The following is an 18,577-nucleotide window of genomic DNA, read 5'->3' as shown; positions in this document are numbered from 1 at the left end:
CTTACTCCATCATTTTTTCAATTGGCATTACTAAAATAGAGTTAGCGCCTAGGGCTTTAAGCTGCTCCATTGTTTCCCAAAATAATGTTTCGCTGCTTACCATGTGAAGCGCTACGTACTCTTCGTTACCAGCAAGTGCAAGTAGAGTAGGTTGGCCAGAGCCTGGTAAAATTTCGCAAATTTCATCAAGTTTAGTTTTTGGCGCGTGTAGCATAATGTATTTGCTTTCTTTAGCTTGTTTAACACCACGAAGGCGCGGCATAAGCTTATTGATTAGCGCTAGTTTGTCTTCATCTTGCAGGTCTTTATTTTGAATTAAACACGCGTTTGATTCTAAAATTGTATCACCTTGAATCAAGCCGTTCGCTTCAAGCGTTGCACCGGTAGAAACTAAATCACAAATTGCATCTGAAAGACCGGCACGTGGGGCTACTTCTACTGAACCTGTAAGCATTACAGTACTTGCATTAATGCCTTCGCGCTTTAACCACTGCGTTAAAATTTCTGGGTAGGTTGTTGCAATACGTTTGCCTTCAAACCAGCTTTTATCACGTGGGCCAAGCTCTTGTGGCCATGCAAGTGCAAGGCGGCAGTAACCAAAGTCTAGTTTTGCTAGTTTGCTAACTTCGCTTGGTACACCTTGGCGTTCACGTTCGGCTTGTACTTCTACTAGTACGTTTTCGCCAACAATACCTAAATCACAAACACCGTCCATTACTAAGCCCGGAATATCGTCATCGCGCACACGAAGCACGTCAATTGGCATATTGGTTGAGTGTGCAATTAAGCGTTGCTCACGTAGGTTTAATTTAACACCTAGTTGCTTTAGTAAATCTTGACAATCTTTAGACAGGCGACCGCCTTTTTGGATGGCGATACGTAGACGATTTGTGTTACTCATTATTCATTTTCCTTTAATTTAAAAACTAAAAACCCCGAGGGGAACCTCAGGGCGAAAATGAATCAATGTGTTTTGAATCGCCAGAGGTTCCTTTTAGGAATAACCTCTCAGCGAAAGACCTGACAGGTTATTCCGGTGAATGGTGGTGATGATGTACTGTTGTCAGGTTTAAGCGCATTTTTGTATCCTATTTTGCTTACCGCTATTTAGTGAGCGTTAAGCTTTAATCTGTTTCAATAAATTTCGCATTCATAAAAACATAAACCGCCTAGCTAAGGCAAGTTTTTTTTTACCAAATTAAAGCATATCTTATAACTGCCGATAATATTGAGAGCTAAACAGTATTTTTAGTTGTTTTAATGTTTAAATTGTAGGCAAATTGGGCTTTGTTGGTCAATTTATCTAATTTTTAATAAACAGGTTAAGGAGGGGAGTATGGATATAATGATCCCTTTTTTAGGGAAAATTTCGCGGTTAGAGCTTGAGCCTAAAAGTACATTTCATATTGCAGGTGTGCAAAATATGCCACAAGCGCAAAAAATTAAGCTTGAAAATGAAAAAAAGCAGACGCTCAACAAAAAAAGATTAGCGCAGGCGCAGGGCAAAAAAAGTGCAAGTGCAGCTAATGAAAAAGCAATCACCGTAGATGATGAAGGGAATAAACATTTAGATACGTGGGCATGAGCTAAACCCTTAATAGTAAAAGCCACGTACAACTTTTTACTATTAAGGATGTGTTTGCTAGCGTTTTTTAGCTTTAATAATGTAAAAGCTAAATATAACAGCAACGGTAAGTTGGGCTATAAAGCCTTGCCACGTAGATTTTAAACCCAGTAGTGCAATATCAAAGCTTATCGGCATTGAACTAATCGCGACTATATCAGCCTCTTGTAATGCAATGACAGCTTTACCCATTAATACAAAGGCAAGTACAAATAATAAATAAGTTGTATAGGCAAAAAACTTAGCAATAGGTAACTTAATCGAATATTTAACTAACACCCATGCTATAAGCGCTAATAGACCCACACCCAGTGCAAAGCCCATCGCAACCGATGAATACTGTGCTTGCGAGCTTTGCGTTAATAACGACTGATAAAATAATACCGTCTCGAACACTTCACGATATACCGCTATAAACGAGAGGCCCGCGAGCCCCCATAGTGTGCCAGACTCTAATCGCGTATTAATATTTTGCTGAATATATGCCTGCCACTGCTGAGCACTGGTTTTACTGTGCATCCATACCCCAACATATAGCAAAATAATAGCTGCAAATAAGGCGCCTATCCCTTCCATTACTTCGCGGCTGGCACCACTTATTTGTATTAATGTTTGCGCTGCTGCCCATGTTAAACCACCTGCTATGAGGGCCATTACCCAGCCAATATGAACGTATTTAAGCGCATCCTGGCGTTTGGTTTTTATAAGCACCGTCATTAGCGCTATAACAACTAATAGTGCCTCTAGGCCTTCGCGTAGCAAAATAACTAAACTGGCTGATAGCAAGGCGCCATCGCTGAGTGTGGTGTCATTAAGTAGGTTGTTTGCTTTTGTTAATTGTGCAAGTACAGCATTAACTTGCGCACTGACAAGCTCGGTGCTTTTTTCATTTTTAAATGTGTTACGTAAGTTCACCAATTGTACTTCAATGTTTTTACGCAAAGTTTCGTCGTATGCATTTAAGTTATTTTCTATCAGCTCAAAGCCATCTAAATAGGCACTGATAGCCAGTTCGCTGGCTTTTGCATATTCACCATTAGCATGTGCATTTTGCGCTGCAATAAGTTGCGAGCGTGCAACGCTAAGTGGCTGAGCTTTGTTTTTAAATAAGTGTTCTGGATTACCGCGTAGCCACTTAATAAATTGAACTTGGGCAGGGGATTGATTTTGTGAAAGCTGCGCAGGATTAAGATTAATGATGTCTGAAATGCTGATTGTCTGGTTATTGTGTTGCGGCTTAGTTATATCTTGAAAAGCTAAACTGCCTACATAAAAGGCGAGTGACCAACGTTGTTGCTCATTAAATTGGCTAAAAGCAACCATTGGCGTATCGTCTATGCCATTGGATACAGCTTCATATAATCCCATAATTGTGCGATTTGTGGCTCGCTCTTTATCCGTAAAGTTGGTGGGCTGTGGTATTAAACCTTTAGCAAGTGGTCCATCACCTTGTCCATTTATGCCATGGCACATAGAGCAGTTTTCTGCAAAAAGTGCCTTTGTTTGTTTTAGGGGTAATAAAGATGAAGGTAAAGAAAGCTGCGGCATAAATTCAAGCAAAGACTCCCTAAGCTTTGAGCTGGCAGCACGAACACTTTGTACGCTTTGTTTATTTATAATGGCGTTATGTAAGGCGCCAGCTTGTATTTTTATATGACTGTATTGATTATTAGCACTGCTTAACTGTGTGGCTAGCGTGCTTATTAAATTTGCAAACTCAGACATTTCTTGAAATTCGTCTTTACTGACTACCTCGCCTTTTTGCACCGCGCCAACGTAATCAACCCCTACGTACTCTGCAAGTTGTGATATTTGTTTAATCTTAGCTTGCTCAGCAGGCGTTGAGGCAAAAGCAGAAAAACATAAAAAAGTGAGTAAGAACAAAGGAAAGAGAAAAACGTGGCGACGTGTAATGCCATAAAATAACGAAAAAACACTTGTATACTTACTGGACATAATTAGCCCTATAAAAAACATTTAAAATTAAAACTATTTTTATTACGCTTAAAATAAATAAAACCGTGCTAAAAATAATCCCCCATAAATAACTAACCCGCAGTGAATAGACTGCGGGTTTAATAAAGAAAACTTAGTGATTTTGCTCGGCTGATTTAATACTACTTTGAATGAGAGGAGAGATAGTTAAACCTTGCACAATAATAGAAAATATAACCACAACATAGGTCACAATAACGATTAAATCATGCAGATCACTGCCTGATATAAATACTTGATCACGAGGAATAGCTGCAGCCATAGCTAATGCTAAACCGCCACGTAAACCACCCCAAGTTAAAATTTTAACGCTGTGTTTGTCGTAGTTTTTAAAGCGCTTAAATATTACAAATGGCGCACCAACACTAATAAAACGTGCTAATAAAATAGCAGGGATCATAACAAGGCCTAAGCCAATTTCACCCATTGTTACTGGCATAGTGACAATCAGCATACCAATAATCAAAAACAACAAAGCGTTTAGAAAGCTGTCGGTGGCGTGCCAAAAGTCTTTAATATAGCGCGTGTTTTCAGGCCCTGTGCGCTCGGTTGCTTTTGCGCGAGTAATATTACCTAAAATAATACCACTGGTTACCATGGCAAGCGCGCCTGATATTTCCCATACATTGGCAGCGGCAAAACCCGCAGTTGGAATGGTTAAGGTTATTAATAGGCGTATATTTACATCTTTACAGTTAATAATTAAAAAGTGACCCACAAGGGCCATTGCTAAACCAAACACGATTCCACCTATGGCATCAACAAAAAACAGCTCTGCAATGTCGGCTGGGTTGGCATCGGTGCCAAAAAATGCAACAGAAAACAGCGTAGTAAAAATTACCAAACCAATACCATCGTTAAATAAAGACTCGCCTTCTACCTGTACCGAAATACCTTCAGGGGCGCGTAATTGTTTAATAATTGCCAGTACAGCAATTGGATCGGTTGGGCTTATTAAGGCGCCAAAAAGTAAACAATAAATAAAAGGGACGGGCCAGCCGAGTGCGGCAAAAATATAAAAACTTAAATAGCCAATTAAAAAAGTAGAGACTACGGTAGAGAACAAAACTAAAGCGGTTATTTCCCATCGTTGTTTACGCAGTGCCAACAGGTTAATTTCTAAAGCACCTGCAAATAACAAAAATCCAAGCATGCCTTTTAAAAGCAATTCATTAAAATTAATACTGGCTACAACTTGCGTCATTTCTAATGCAGTTGTATCGCCTAATAACTTAACTGAAATAATTAATAACAACGATATAACAACCGAGCCCGTTGTTATAGCAATCGTTGTTTGCATTTTAAGAACATACTGGTTTGCATAAGCAATAAAAATTGCGATAGCAGAGAGAAAACAAATGAGATACCAAGCATTCATTGGCTAACCTTAAATTTATTTTAGAGAACAAAAAAGAGCGAATTAAACGAGCCGTATATTACTCCTGTGACTAGGCTGTGTCACAGTATTTATGGGGCTTTTAGCACTTTTTTTATGTCTTTAGGAGACATATAGTTAATGCAAATTTACTGGTGTTATTGCTTGTAATGAAGAGATTAATACAAAGTTGCCTAGGCAACGTAGTGGCTAATTAATGCCGTTAATTGAATAAAGTAAACGCGGCTATTTTGCGGGTGTAATAGTGTAATTTAGTGTAAATATATGTATACAATTTGTATCTGTTTAAGGTTTTACTGATTTTGTGTATTTTTTAACCTGCTGTAATTTCTGTTGTTCTTACGTTTCCTAATACTTTACTTGTAAATTAAATGTTTAATTTTCATAACTCAAATTTGTAACATAAGCTTGATCCTTAATCGGGTACAAGTAGTTCCGGTTAATACAAATCCACTACAAACTAAATATTTTGACGGAGCGTAAACGTGAATTTATCAAAAATCACATTAGCAACTTTTGCTGCTTTAACCTTGGTTCAAGCAACAGATGCAGTAGCTGCGAACAAGAAATACCTAAATCAACAAACGGCTTTAAATAACATGATGCAATCAAATTCTGCATCCATTTTATCTACTAGCCCTAAAGACTTGATTGGGTTAAGTGTAAGGAACGAGTTAGTTGTATTAAAAGAGTTTATAAGTAATAACGGTGAAGTAACTCGCCGATATCAGCAAACATATCAAGGTTTACCAGTAATTGGTGACACTTTAAGCCTTTCATTTAAAAATGGCATGCTTAAAAAAGCCCATGGCGCTGCGGTGTACGATATTGAAGGCGATATAAACGATGTAAGCGCTAAATTATCTGTAAAACAAGCCATGCTTCAAAGCCAAAATGTAGGCATAGCTGCAAAAACTAAAGGTTTAAAAAAACACAATGAGAAATCAAGGTTAGCGATTTGGGTTGATCAACAAAGTAAGGCGCATTTGGTGTATGAAGTATCGTATGTAACCTACGGCAAATCGCCATCACGCCCTTATCAAATAATCGATGCTAATACCGGTGAGGTTTTGCTCAGCTACGATAACTTACAACATGCTGATGCTACGGGACCAGGGGGGAATCTCAAAACAGGTAAATACATTTACGGTACTGACTTTAGCAACCTAGATGTGTCTCAATCTGGTAACACCTGTGTTATGGATAATGCCAATGTAAGAACTATAAATCTCAATGGCGGCACAAGTGGCTCTGCTGCCCATTCATTTACTTGCCCTGAGAATACAGTAAAAGAGATAAATGGGGCTTATTCGCCGCTTAACGATGCTCATTATTTTGGTAACGTTATTTTTAATATGTATAACGACTGGGTGGGATCGCCACCGCTAAGTTTTCAGTTAAAAATGCGCGTACATTATTCAAGTAATTATGAAAATGCATTTTGGGATGGCAGTGCAATGACCTTTGGCGATGGGCAAAGCACTTTTTACCCACTCGTAAGCCTTGATGTATCAGCACATGAGGTAAGCCATGGCTTTACCGAACAGAATTCTGGCTTAATTTACAGCGGTAAGTCTGGTGGCTTAAATGAAGCTTTTTCAGATATGGCTGGTGAAGCGGCTGAGTATTACATGAAAGGCACTAACGATTGGTTAGTTGGACAAGATATTTTTAAAGGCAATGGCGCGCTCCGCTATATGAATAACCCATCACAGGATGGACGCTCTATAGATAATCAAGGTAGTTATACCTCTGGCATGGATGTGCACTATAGCTCGGGTGTATTTAACAAAGCATTTTATAACCTTGCTACTACATCCGGCTGGGATACTAAAAAAGCATTTGTAGTCATGGCACGTGCAAATCAGCTTTATTGGAGTGCGAGTACAAATTGGGATTTAGCTGGTAACGGCGTTATGGACGCTGCATGTGACTTAAATTACAACCCAAGCGATGTACAAGCTGCATTGGCGGCAGTGGGAGTTACTTCAAACCTAAGTGCAGGGAGCGATTGCTCGAGCACGCCTGTGCCTACGGATGAAGCGTTAACAAATAAAGTGGCACGTACGGGGATCAGCGGCTCTGCAAAATCGCAGATGTTTTTTACACTCGATGTACCAGCGGGGGCAACAGATCTTGAGTTTAATACCGCTGGTGGCTCGGGCGATGCAGATTTATATGTAATGTTTGGAAGTAAACCCACACTGAATACGTATGACTGTAAAAGTACCACCTCTTCAAGCACTGAAAACTGCAGTATTTCGAACGTTCAAGCAGGCACCTACTATGTAATGGTAGAAGCATGGAATGCTATAGCTGATGTATCGCTTACTGGGAGTTTTAACAATTCAACAGGAGGCGTAACACCGATTAACAGAACCGAGTCTAATATTAGTGTTTCAACTAATAGCTGGGCTCGATTTACTCAAGACTTAGGAGCGGGCTATAGTAATTTAACCGTTACTATTTCTGGTGGAAGTGGCGATGCCGATCTTTATGTAAATTATGGTTCGGCGTCGAGTACGTCAACTTATTTGTGTAGACCTTATAAAAATGGCAACAGTGAAACGTGTTCGTTTGATAACCCACAATCAGGTACCTGGTACCTAGATTTAAGAGGGTACAGTAATGCAAGCGGAGTAACACTGAGTGTGTCTGCTAATTAAACATTGATACCAGGGGCCTAGTGCCCCTTTTTAATTTTATGGATACCAGTATTGCCAATTATAAGGAATACCAATGAAACCTTTTAAACTACTAAGTGCGCTGAGCTTATTTACTACAATGGGCGTTGTAGCACAAAGTGAAACAAACAAAGTGTGGGTAAGTATAGATTCAACTGCAGCGGCACATTATGAGTATACCCAGCATGGATTAGTACAAAGATTGCCCTTTGCACAGCGCTCAAAAAGTGCGCTTGAAAATATAGACTTGGTAAATATACCTGCTGATCAGGTAAATAATCTAAGCGAATTTATGCACCACAATTATAATCGGTGCGGTGGGTTTGTGGCACATGATTCATGGCAAGAGGCGAGCAGTTACGCAACACAATTAGCCGCGGCGCATACTATACAAAATACATTAGCATTTAGTTATTCTATTGATAACGAACAAACAGTACAAAATTTAATGTCATCAATTAGCACCGTTAACCTCGATAGCACTGTTAACTCTTTAACCAGTTTTAATAATCGTTATTACACCTCACAAACAGGGATAGATGCTGCAAATTGGTTAAACACATATTGGCAACAAATAGCGCAAAGTCGCAGTGATATTAGCATTGCAACTTACCCGCATAATTGGGCGCAATCGTCGGTTATAGTGACAATTGAAGGCAATGAAAAAGCAGATGAAATTGTTATTATTGGCGGCCACCTTGATTCGATAAATCAGTCAAACCCAAGTAATGGACGTTCACCCGGTGCTGATGATAACGCCTCAGGCATTGCTGTGCTATCAGAGGCGCTGCGCGCTATTGTACAAACTAATTACAAACCACAGCGTACGATTCAAATTATGGCGTTTGCAGCGGAAGAAGTCGGCCTTAGAGGTTCAAGTGATATTGCAAACAGCTACCAATCGCAGGGTAAAAATGTAGTGGGCATGGTGCAGTTTGATATGACAGGCAATAATGGCAGCCTTGAAGATATAGTTATGATGACTGATTACACTAACAATGCACAAAATCAGTTTTTAGCAGCGCTTTTAGATACCTACTTACCGCAATTAAATTATGGATTTGATCAGTGTGGTTATGGGTGTTCTGATCATGCGTCATGGTATCAGCAAGGGTTTGCAGCCTCTATGCCTTTTGAATCAAAAATGGGCGATATAAACCCGCTTATTCACACCCAAAACGATAACCAGTTTGATGCTCAACATGCCAGTAAATTCGCCAAGTTGGCAGTAAGTTATGTTGCCGAAATGGCTAAAAATGCCGGCGATACCGCGCCCCCTACTAATTACCAATTAACCAATGGGCAAACACTCAGTGGGATCACAGGGGTTGCAAAAGAGCAGTTTATTTACACATTAGCTGTGCCACAAAGTGCGAGCAATTTAAATTTTATTACGACTGGGGGCACAGGCGATGCAGACTTATATGTACGCTACAATCAAGCACCTACGCTGAACGATTATGATTGTAAAAGCACTACCTCAAGTAGTAATGAACGTTGCGATATTAACCCCTCTAGTGAAGGAGTTTACTATGTGATGGTACACGCATGGAATGCGATAGAAAATGTATCCCTAACCGGAAGTTACAATGAAGGGGGGAGTATTGAGCCTATCAATCGGAGCATTACAAACATAAATGTTTCTGCTGGGAGCTGGCAGCGCTTTAGTCAAAGTTTAAATACGCAGTACGCATCATTAGATATAACAATGTCTGGTGGCAGTGGCGATGCTGATTTATATGTAAACTTTGGCACTCCTTCTAGTGATTCTGAGTACTTGTGCAGGCCATATAAAAATGGCAATAGCGAAACCTGTTCGTTTTCTGCGCCACAAACAGGTAATTGGTATATCGATTTAAAAGGGTATAGCAATGCCAGCAATGTCACGTTATCTATAAATGCACAATAACGTGTAAAGGGGTGTGAGCCCCTTTGCAAAATTCTAATTTCAATTGGCTTGCCCTTATAGCCAGGCTTACGTAAAATCTCGCTATTATTTTTTGTAAAGTGACTGGTATTATCAAACAGCTGTTTAGTGCAACCGGGCCGTTAGCGTTATCTTTAGATGGATACACGCCTCGCCAACCTCAAATTGATATGGCCGTTGCCGTTAACGATGCATTAAAAAATAGCACGCAGTTAGTGGTTGAAGCGGGCACTGGTACAGGTAAAACGTTTGCCTATTTAGCGCCTGCCCTTAAATCTAAAGGTAAAACAATTATCTCTACAGGCTCTAAGGCCTTGCAAGAGCAGTTATACCACCGCGATTTACCTCAGCTAGTAAAAGCACTTAATGCATCTAAAAAAACCGCATTATTAAAAGGGCGCGCTAATTATCTGTGTACTTATAGGCTAAACCAACATGTAGCCCACGTACCAACAGACGATCCTGATGTAATGCATCAACTTGCTATGGTTGCAAAATTTGCCAGTGAAACACACTCGGGTGATTTAGCTGATTGTATTGGTATTGAAGAAGATGCCAAAGTACTGCCCTATGTTAATTCGACAGCCGATAATTGTTTAGGCAAAGAGTGTCCAGACTTTCAATCATGTTATATACGCAAAGCGCGTTTAAATGCAGCCGAAGCGGATGTAGTGGTTATAAACCATCATTTATTTTTTGCTGATATGGCAGTAAAAGACTCCGGTTTTGCCGAACTTATGCCCACCGCCGACGCATATATTTTTGACGAAGCACACCAGCTTAGCGAAATTGCTAGTGACTACTTTGGTGAAAGTATTAGCACTAAAAAGCTGGTGGATTTAATTAACGATTTACGCGCTATTTACCGTGCAGAAATTCCCGATATGCTGCAGCTTGGCAAAAGCCTTAATAAGCTTGAAACCAGTGTGGCTGATTTACGTTTACAGTTTGGTGTAGATGGTAGCCGAGGTGATTGGCGCGAAAAGCTCAGCGATAAATTAATTTGCGCAGCGCTGCATCGGGTAATTAGCGATTTAGACTTTGTTTATCAGGTATTAAAACTGTGCCTAGAGCGCAGTGATAAAATAGAGCACCCGTTTGAGCGCACTTTAGCGTTTAAAGGTCAGTTAGAGCGTGTTTTTGATACCGCACAAACGGGCTTTAGCTATTGGTACGAAACCACGCGGCGCTATTTAACGGTTAATATTACGCCACTTAATGTCTCTGCTAAATTTGCTCAAATGATGAAAGACACCGGTGCAGGGTTTGTATTTACCTCAGCCACGTTATCGGTTGATAATAAGCTTGATCACTTTAATGCAAGTTTAGGTATTACTCCTGCGCAAAGTATGATGGTTGATAGCCCCTTTGATTATCCTAATCAGGCGCTTTTATGCTTACCACGATATTTGCCTGAATCGCACGCAGAGAACATGCCTCATGCAATTATAAAATTAACCCTAGAGCTGATTAAATCGGCTAAAGGGCGTTGCTTTGTGCTGTTTACAAGTTACCGAATGATGCATTTGGTGGCTGAGGGGTTAACCACACAAATGGACTACCCAGTTTATATGCAAGGGCAAATGTCTAAGCGTATAATACTGGAAAAATTTACGCGCCATGGTAATGCGGTCTTGTTAGGTACTGCCTCGTTCTGGGAAGGGGTTGATGTACGTGGTAGCACGCTAAGCTGTGTTATTATCGACAAGTTACCTTTTGCAGCACCGGATGACCCATTACTGCAAGCCAAAATGCAAGATTGCCAAATGCAAGGCAAAGACCCGTTTGCTCATATACAGTTACCGCAAGCTGTTATAGCGCTTAAGCAGGGCGTGGGGCGTTTAATACGAGATAACAAAGATAAAGGCGTGCTGGTTATTTGCGACAACCGATTAGTAACGCGCCAATATGGCCAAGTATTTTTAAAAAGCTTACCGCCGATGCGCCGCACGCGAAGCTTAGAAGATGCAAACACATTTTTAAAACACATTAACTAGAGTACTAAAATGATTAAAAGTAATATTCTTGCCCTAGACGCCTCAACAGAAGCGTTATCTATAGTTTTACACTTTGAGGGGCAAACATTTCATCATTTTGAAGAATGCCCACAGCAACATAGTCAAAAAATACTCCCTTTAGTTGATGAGCTTCTTAATAAAGCACAGTGTAAATTAAAAGACTTAGACGTTATTGGCTTTGGCCAAGGGCCAGGTAGCTTTACCGGTGTACGCATTAGTGTTGCTATTGCACAAGGGTTAGCTTATTCAGCCAATTTACCATTAGTGGGTGTATCAACCTTGGCAATTATGGCCCAGCAAGCGTACGAACAAACGCAGGCGCCAGTCGTGTATTCAGCTATAGATGCGCGTATGGGAGAAATTTATTTTGCCCAATACCAGGTAAATAACGCACGCATGGAGTTGGTAAATGAAGAGTGTGTTATAAAACCTGATTTATTAAGCAAAGAGCACATAAGCAGTGAAGAGTTACACGCGATTGCCGTTGGCACGGGATTTAAAAGTTACCCTGATGCACTTAAAAACGTTAGCAATATAACCATAAATACAGCCATTACTTTGCCAGATGCTCGCTATATGCTTAGCCATGTAGATACGGCCTTTTTAAAGGGCGAGGTTGTTAAAGCAAGTGATGCGCAACCTAAATATGTGCGCGATACCGTAACATGGAAAAAACTACCGGGTCGCGAATAAGCACAAGAGTTGCAAATTGGGTGTTTTTAAATCATAATTTTTAATATGTTTATTGTTGGAAGTTATCTATGACTTTGCCAATTGGTGCTGGTTTTTTTACGGGGGATATTCCTGCAAAGGTTACCTCTACAAAAATTATACCCTCTAAACCACAAGGTTTAGCGGATGATAGCGCCAGTCAAAAAACAAACACAGATTATGTAAAAAGTAGTAAAGCGGGTGTAGAGCTTGCTAATCAATACTTTAGTCAAAGCACTCGTAACGCAAAGTATAGCCAAACTATTTATGACCAACCAAGCCCAACGGTGAGTAAAGCAATTTCAACATATACAGAATTTGCAAATTTAGAGCGTCGCGCCGAAGTACAAGATTTAATAGGCGTCGATATATACGCTTAGCCCCAGTAATAGTAAAAAATAAAAAGCCCGAACACAGGTTCGGGCTTTTTGCGTTAGCTTATAGCTACTGTTTAATAAAGCCAATTAGTTTATCGGCAATATCTGTATTATTTTGAGCACCGTTAAAGTGTTCACTGCCTTTACCGTAGGCAAATACTTGTACATCTACAGCGGTGTGTCCGCCTGTTGTCCAACCAGTAAAGCTGGCGTCACTAATAATACTTTTAATGGCTAAATTAAGCGCTGTTTCGCCCATTTTTTTCGCTTGTTCAAGTTTTACTTTATTAGCCGGTGTATATTCAATACCTGTGTTGGCGCGCCAAATAGGCTCTAGGTCATCAGCAGCGAGTAATTGCTTTGTCAGCTCAACGGCTGTTGCTTTAACGCCTTTAATAACTTCTGTATCCCACTTATATTGTCCGTGCGCACCGAGGGTTAACCCACCAGTTGAATGATCTGCAGTAACCACTAATAAAGTATCAGGGTTTTTATCAATATAGGCTTTTGCTTTTTCAATCGACTGTGCAAAGTCATCCATTTCGGCCATGGCACAGGCTACATCGTTAGCATGTCCACACCAATCAATTTGGCTGCCTTCAATCATGACAAAAAAGCCGTCTTTATTTTGGCCGTCGAGTAAATCAAATGCTTTAGCTGTTAGTTGCGTTAAGTGGTTTGAATTAGCATCAAGCGCAAACGGCAGGCCCATTGGGGCGTATAAGCCAAGTGCCGGTACTTGTGTGATCTGACCAAGGTTTTTTATATCATCGCTATATTGATAACCAGCTGCTTTAAATTCATCCACGAGGTTACGGTCTTCTCTAATAAAATACTGCGTACCGCCGCCTAGCATTAAATCAACAGGGAGTTTACCGGCAATTTTGTTATCTATGTATTCATTAGCAATCGCATCGTAATTTCGACGTGATTCGTTATGTGTAGCAAAACTAGCTGGGGTGGCATGGTTAATTTGCGAGGTAGCTACTAATGCTGTTGTCATACCGCGTTCTTTTGCTATTTCTAGCATGGTTTTAACGGGCTTTTTGTCTGTATCGACTGCAATAGCACCATTATAACTTTTGTGACCGCTACTCAGTGCGGTTGCACCTGCAGCACTGTCGGTAACATAAGTGTGATCGTCAGGGTAAGTACGCGCCATGCCTGTTAAAATAGTATCAAATACGGTTGTTTCAATCTGCTTGGTGGTTGGATCATCTTTAAAATAACGATAAGCGGTTGTATAGGCAGGACCCATCCCGTCACCAATCATATAAATTACATTTTTAGGTGCATCGCTAGCATAAACACTGGTAGATGCACATAAAAGCGCTAATAAGCTAAGTTGGTTTTTCATTTTTATCCCTATGAATGTGCTGTTTAAATAGCACCACAATTGTATATGGTTACGGCGTGTTGAATTTGCAGCATAAATACCAAATATGCGCTGCCCAAGAATTCTTTCTAAGGCGATTAAGTTTTTTGCTAGGTTTTTACTCAGCCCACAAGGTTACAAACCTCGTAACAGGATTTAACCGCCCGTAGATTGAACAAGTTTCAATCCACAAAGTTCAATACGCCCTTGTATAATAATGAAATGAAGTAAGAATAAAAAGCAAAGTATATAAACAGGTTTGGCTAATTGTCACTAAAACAATACAACCATTTTTTTAGGTTATGTTAATTATAGTGTAATGAATATAGTGGTATACATTACTTACCTGAAGAGTATTTAAGCTCTGTTTGTAATTATTTATTGAATTAATGAAACTTAAAATATTTTAAGTTGTTGAAATTAAATACATAATTAAAATTCAAAAGTTAACCTTACAAATAAAGTGGTCTTTATAAATATAAAAAATATAAAAACTTTTGGTATTAGAGGTCTGACAACTAGTATGTTATAAATAATGTCGCACGTTAAAAAGAGGTGTCTGTTGCAGCCATTTGAAATAAAAACAAGAAATATAACATTGCGTGGCTTACAAAAAGGCACTGGCGATGAGCTGGTTATAGCCTTGCATGGGTGGCTAGATAACAGTAATAGTTTTACACCTATGCTAGATAAAGTTAACCCGCAGCATACTTGGTATTGTGTTGAGTTTGCTGGGCATGGGCTATCTGATTGGCGCGCACAGGACGCTCATTATTATTTTGTTGATTATATTGACGATGTGTACCAACTTATAAAGAGCTTAGGGGCAAAAAAGGTACATTTAGTCGGCCATTCAATGGGCGCAATGGTGGCTGGTTTATTTGCTAGTTGTTTTAGTGAGTATGTGCATTCAGTTACCTTTATTGAAGGGATTGGCTGTGTTACAACCCCCAGTGATGAAGTATGTGAGCAATTAAAAGGGGCGATACTGAACAGAGAGCGCGCCTACAATAAAAAAAAGCGCGTTTATAAATCGCAATCAGCGATTATCGATGCGCGTGCAAATACAACAGATTTAAATAACGAACTGATCACCTTATTGATGAGTCGTAATATTAAGCAAAGTGAACTAGGGTATGAGTTAACAACAGACCCTAAGCTTAAAAATCACTCAGGTTTTAGGTTTGATGAAGCGCAATGTATTGGTGCAATAAAACAATTAATTGCACCAAGCCAATTAATTTTAGGTAACCAAGGTTATTCGTTTGTAAAACAAAATTTGGCCAAGTATATTAGCTATTACAACAACTTGAAGGTAATTAATGTAGATGGCGGGCATCATTGCCATATGCAAAGCAGTGGGTTATGTTTTGAGCATATTCAAGCCTTTATGCTGCAAAATGGTGCATGTTAATTGTAAATTAGCGCCAAATGTGGGATTATTCCTGCATTAGAGTATTTGCTCAATTGTTAAAGTGCCTTACTTAGATTAAGGTTAATAAAAATATAATTATAAACAGGGGCTAAGAGTGGAAAAAATCTGGCTTAAGCGCTACCCAGAAGGTATGCCTGAAACAATCGATCCTGAGCATTACAACTCGTTACTCGAAGTGTTCGAAAAAAGTTTTACCGATTACAAAGATTTACCTGCATTTACGAATATGGGTAAAACATTATCGTATGATGAAATAGATACAGCGACACAACGTGTTGCCTCGTATATTCAAAATGATTTAGGTTTGAAAAAAGGCGACAAAGTTGCCGTAATGATGCCTAACTTGTTACAAACGCCTATCGCTATTTTAGGTATTTTACGTGCAGGGTGTGTGGTGGTTAACGTAAACCCACTTTACACAGTACGAGAGCTTGAGCATCAATTAAAAGACTCTGACGCGTCAGCTATTTTTATATTGGCTAACTTTGCAGACACGCTTGAAAAAGCACTTGCAAAAACTGATGTAAAACACATTGTTGTTACCCAAGTGGGCGACATGGTGGGTGGTATTAAAAAGCATATCGTTAATTTTGTGGTTAAATACATAAAAAAAATGGTACCCAGCTACAACCTGCCAAATACAATTAAGTTTTCAGATGTGTTAGCAGGTGACCCTGCAAAGTATACGCGTCCAGAAATGAGCTTATCTGATCTGGCCTTTTTACAATACACGGGTGGTACAACCGGCGTATCTAAAGGGGCGATGTTAAGTCATGGCAACATGGTTGGTAACCTTGAGCAAGTATCGGGCTGTTTAGATAAAGTATTAGACCGTGGTACTGAAGTTGTTGTTACTGCATTACCGCTTTATCATATATTTGCGTTAACGGCTAACTGCTTAACGTTTATGAAATACGGTGGTTTGAATGTATTAATTACAAACCCACGTGATATGCCAGCATTTGTTAAAGAGCTTAATCAGCATAAATTTACTGCTATTACCGGTGTAAATACCCTGTTTAACGGGTTACTTAATACACCAGGGTTTGCAGAGCTTGATTTTAGTCATTTAAAAATGTCATTAGGTGGCGGTATGGCGGTACAACGTCCTGTAGCTGAAAAATGGCAAAAAGTGACTAATTCTAAATTAATGGAAGGTTACGGTTTAACTGAGTGTGCACCGCTTGTAACTGTAAGCCCGTACGATTTAGAAGCTTATAATGGCTCTATTGGTTTACCTGCTCCTAATACCGAAATTAAGCTAATGCTTGAAAACGGAGAAGAAGCGGCAAAAGGTGAACCCGGTGAGCTATGGGTTAAAGGCCCACAAGTTATGCTAGGTTACTATAACCGCCCAGATGCAACCGCAGAATGTTTGCAAGATGGCTGGTTTGCTACCGGCGATATTGCCACATACGACGATGAAGGTTTCTTCTATATTGTTGACCGCAAAAAAGACATGATCATTGTATCGGGCTTTAATGTGTTCCCAAATGAGATAGAAGAAGTGGTTGCCATGCACGACGGCGTACTAGAAGTAGCGGCTATTGGTATTCCGCACGATGTAAGTGGCGAACAAGTTAAAGTTTTTGTTGTTAAAAAAGACCCTTCTTTAACTGAAAAAGATATAATAAATCACTGTCGTGATAATTTAACTAATTACAAGGTGCCTAAACTCGTTGAGTTTAAGGATGAGTTACCTAAAACAAATGTAGGTAAAATTCTCAGAAGAGCCCTAAAAGATTAGTAAACTATAAAAAAGCCGGCATTAGCCGGCTTTTTTATTGTAGGAGATTAAGTGCAATACCAATTGATCGAAACACAAAATCAACTCAATACCTTTGTTGAGCAAATAAAAAACAAGCCTATTTTAGCCATAGACACAGAGTTTATGCGCCGCCGTACTTTGTACCCTGAAGTTGCACTTATTCAAGTATATGATGGTGAGCATCTTGCCCTTATAGATCCACTTGCCGAACTCTCGTTATTTGAATTTTGGCAAATATTACAAGATCCATCAGTACTGAAAGTGTTGCATTCACCCTCAGAAGATATTGAAGTATTTCAAAAATATGCAGGCTTTGTACCCGCTCCATTGTTTGATACACAATTTGCTCTTCAGCTTTTAGGCGAAGGCAACTGTATGGGCTTTGCGCTAATGGTAAAAGAGCTATTAGGCATAGAAATAGACAAAAGTGAATCGCGAACTAATTGGCTACAGCGCCCATTAACTAAAAAGCAGCTCGATTATGCAGCCGCTGATACGTTTCATTTACTGCCTTGTTTTGAACTAATAATAGAGCGTATAAATAAAGCTGAGCTATTTGATATTGTCATAAATGAGAGCGAGTTAATTGCAAATAAACGCGCCTTTCAAACCCCAGATGAGCTACTTTACAAAGATATAAAAAACGCATGGCAACTAAAACCACACGAGCTCGCGGTATTAAAAGAATTAGCTGTATGGCGTCGTAATAAAGCTATTCGTAAAAATTTAGCGCTTAACTTTGTGCTTAAAGAGCAGAACATGACGGAAATAGCTAAACGAGGGCCCTCGAGCTTAAATACGCTGAGACAAATTCCGGGTGTTGAGTCAATGGAAGTAAACCGCTCAGGGGTCGAAATACTAAAGTGTATTGAAAAGGCCAAAGCACTCCCGGTTGATGAGCATCCACCTGTACTTAAACGTTTAATTGATTTTCCGGCTTATAAAAAAGTAGCTAAAGATATTAAACAAAAAATTGCGAAAGTAGCAAAAGAGCAGGGTATACCAGAGGATGTAATGGCCTCTAAGAAGCAAATTAATCAGCTTATTAGCTGGAATTGGAAACTCACCGATGAGCAAAAGGTAAATCATATTAAACCTGATTTACTTAATTCTTGGCGCTACAGTTTTGTTAAAGAAGCTCTCAAGGAGTGGGATAATTAAACCCACTTTTTAAGCTAACAGGCTATGTTATACCAATTCGCAATAATATTTAATCATTTTTAGGGGCTAAACGTGTCGCTATCTGCGTTAAAAAATTCTCATTTAG

13 protein-coding genes are annotated in these 18,577 nt (G+C 39.5%); 9 read left to right on the top strand and 4 right to left on the bottom strand.

Translation table 11 applies throughout. The annotated features are described in order from the left end of the window. Position 1: 1 nt before the first annotated feature. Positions 2–901: an ATP phosphoribosyltransferase gene (hisG, locus tag MTF64_RS01270; RefSeq protein ID WP_004586378.1), complete on the bottom strand. Its 900-nt coding sequence runs from the start codon at positions 899–901 to the stop codon at positions 2–4. Between the two features lie 435 nt (positions 902–1,336). Between hisG and MTF64_RS01265 the strand changes: the two genes are divergently transcribed. Then, a complete protein-coding gene (locus MTF64_RS01265; RefSeq protein ID WP_004586377.1) occupies positions 1,337–1,585 on the top strand; it encodes a hypothetical protein in 249 nt (82 codons plus the stop codon). Positions 1,586–1,642: 57 nt separating this feature from the next. Here MTF64_RS01265 and MTF64_RS01260 read toward each other — a convergent pair whose 3' ends face one another. Both MTF64_RS01260 and MTF64_RS01255 read right to left on the bottom strand, forming a co-directional pair. Further along, positions 1,643–3,580 (bottom strand): cytochrome c/FTR1 family iron permease, encoded by a 1,938-nt coding sequence (locus MTF64_RS01260; RefSeq protein WP_248450195.1) that lies wholly within the window; start codon positions 3,578–3,580, stop codon positions 1,643–1,645. A gap of 133 nt (positions 3,581–3,713) precedes the next feature. After that, complete coding sequence (locus MTF64_RS01255) at positions 3,714–4,997, bottom strand: sodium:proton antiporter (protein WP_029772968.1); 1,284 nt, start codon at positions 4,995–4,997, stop codon at positions 3,714–3,716. 503 nt (positions 4,998–5,500) lie between these two features. On the opposite strand from MTF64_RS01255, the gene MTF64_RS01250 reads away from it, so the two are divergent. The 5 genes from MTF64_RS01250 (at position 5,501) to MTF64_RS01230 (ending at position 12,735) form a co-directional block, all read left to right on the top strand. Then, positions 5,501–7,681: a pre-peptidase C-terminal domain-containing protein gene (locus MTF64_RS01250; protein WP_248450194.1), complete on the top strand. Its 2,181-nt coding sequence runs from the start codon at positions 5,501–5,503 to the stop codon at positions 7,679–7,681. Positions 7,682–7,754: 73 nt separating this feature from the next. Then, complete coding sequence (locus MTF64_RS01245) at positions 7,755–9,608, top strand: M20/M25/M40 family metallo-hydrolase (protein WP_248450193.1); 1,854 nt, start codon at positions 7,755–7,757, stop codon at positions 9,606–9,608. 98 nt (positions 9,609–9,706) lie between these two features. After that, on the top strand, positions 9,707–11,623 hold the full coding sequence (locus MTF64_RS01240; RefSeq protein ID WP_029772969.1) for an ATP-dependent DNA helicase: 1,917 nt from the start codon (positions 9,707–9,709) through the stop codon (positions 11,621–11,623). Positions 11,624–11,632: 9 nt separating this feature from the next. After that, complete coding sequence (gene tsaB / locus MTF64_RS01235) at positions 11,633–12,337, top strand: tRNA (adenosine(37)-N6)-threonylcarbamoyltransferase complex dimerization subunit type 1 TsaB (protein WP_096042989.1); 705 nt, start codon at positions 11,633–11,635, stop codon at positions 12,335–12,337. A 68-nt stretch (positions 12,338–12,405) separates the two neighbouring features. Continuing rightward, on the top strand, positions 12,406–12,735 hold the full coding sequence (locus MTF64_RS01230; protein ID WP_248450191.1) for a hypothetical protein: 330 nt from the start codon (positions 12,406–12,408) through the stop codon (positions 12,733–12,735). A gap of 64 nt (positions 12,736–12,799) precedes the next feature. On the opposite strand, the gene MTF64_RS01225 is transcribed toward MTF64_RS01230, so the two are convergent. Then, positions 12,800–14,089, bottom strand: coding sequence for an alkaline phosphatase (locus tag MTF64_RS01225; RefSeq protein ID WP_054981946.1), 1,290 nt, complete (start codon positions 14,087–14,089; stop codon positions 12,800–12,802). 580 nt (positions 14,090–14,669) lie between these two features. On the opposite strand from MTF64_RS01225, the gene MTF64_RS01220 reads away from it, so the two are divergent. The 3 genes from MTF64_RS01220 to rnd all read left to right on the top strand — a co-directional run bounded on the left by MTF64_RS01220 (position 14,670) and on the right by rnd (position 18,471). Beyond that, positions 14,670–15,521, top strand: coding sequence for an alpha/beta fold hydrolase (locus tag MTF64_RS01220; RefSeq protein WP_004586368.1), 852 nt, complete (start codon positions 14,670–14,672; stop codon positions 15,519–15,521). Positions 15,522–15,636: 115 nt separating this feature from the next. Next, positions 15,637–17,289, top strand: a complete 1,653-nt coding sequence (fadD, locus tag MTF64_RS01215) for a long-chain-fatty-acid--CoA ligase FadD (protein ID WP_024031721.1) — start codon at positions 15,637–15,639, stop codon at positions 17,287–17,289. A 51-nt stretch (positions 17,290–17,340) separates the two neighbouring features. Beyond that, positions 17,341–18,471 (top strand): ribonuclease D, encoded by a 1,131-nt coding sequence (gene rnd / locus MTF64_RS01210; protein WP_248450189.1) that lies wholly within the window; start codon positions 17,341–17,343, stop codon positions 18,469–18,471. Positions 18,472–18,577 lie beyond the last annotated feature (106 nt).

The sequence above is a fragment of the Pseudoalteromonas sp. 2CM41L genome (assembly GCF_023161905.1).
Taxonomy (GTDB): Bacteria; Pseudomonadota; Gammaproteobacteria; order Enterobacterales; family Alteromonadaceae; genus Pseudoalteromonas; species Pseudoalteromonas atlantica.
This window is presented reverse-complemented; position numbering and strand designations above follow the sequence as displayed.

Coding starts and splice junctions, on each gene's coding strand:
- tsaB (WP_096042989.1), top strand. CDS start 11,633: ATGATTAAAAGTAATATTCTTGCCCTAGACGCCTCAACAGAAGCGTTA.
- MTF64_RS01225 (WP_054981946.1), bottom strand. CDS start 14,089: ATGAAAAACCAACTTAGCTTATTAGCGCTTTTATGTGCATCTACCAGT.
- MTF64_RS01230 (WP_248450191.1), top strand. CDS start 12,406: ATGACTTTGCCAATTGGTGCTGGTTTTTTTACGGGGGATATTCCTGCA.
- MTF64_RS01265 (WP_004586377.1), top strand. CDS start 1,337: ATGGATATAATGATCCCTTTTTTAGGGAAAATTTCGCGGTTAGAGCTT.
- MTF64_RS01260 (WP_248450195.1), bottom strand. CDS start 3,580: ATGTCCAGTAAGTATACAAGTGTTTTTTCGTTATTTTATGGCATTACA.
- hisG (WP_004586378.1), bottom strand. CDS start 901: ATGAGTAACACAAATCGTCTACGTATCGCCATCCAAAAAGGCGGTCGC.
- MTF64_RS01255 (WP_029772968.1), bottom strand. CDS start 4,997: ATGAATGCTTGGTATCTCATTTGTTTTCTCTCTGCTATCGCAATTTTT.
- MTF64_RS01245 (WP_248450193.1), top strand. CDS start 7,755: ATGAAACCTTTTAAACTACTAAGTGCGCTGAGCTTATTTACTACAATG.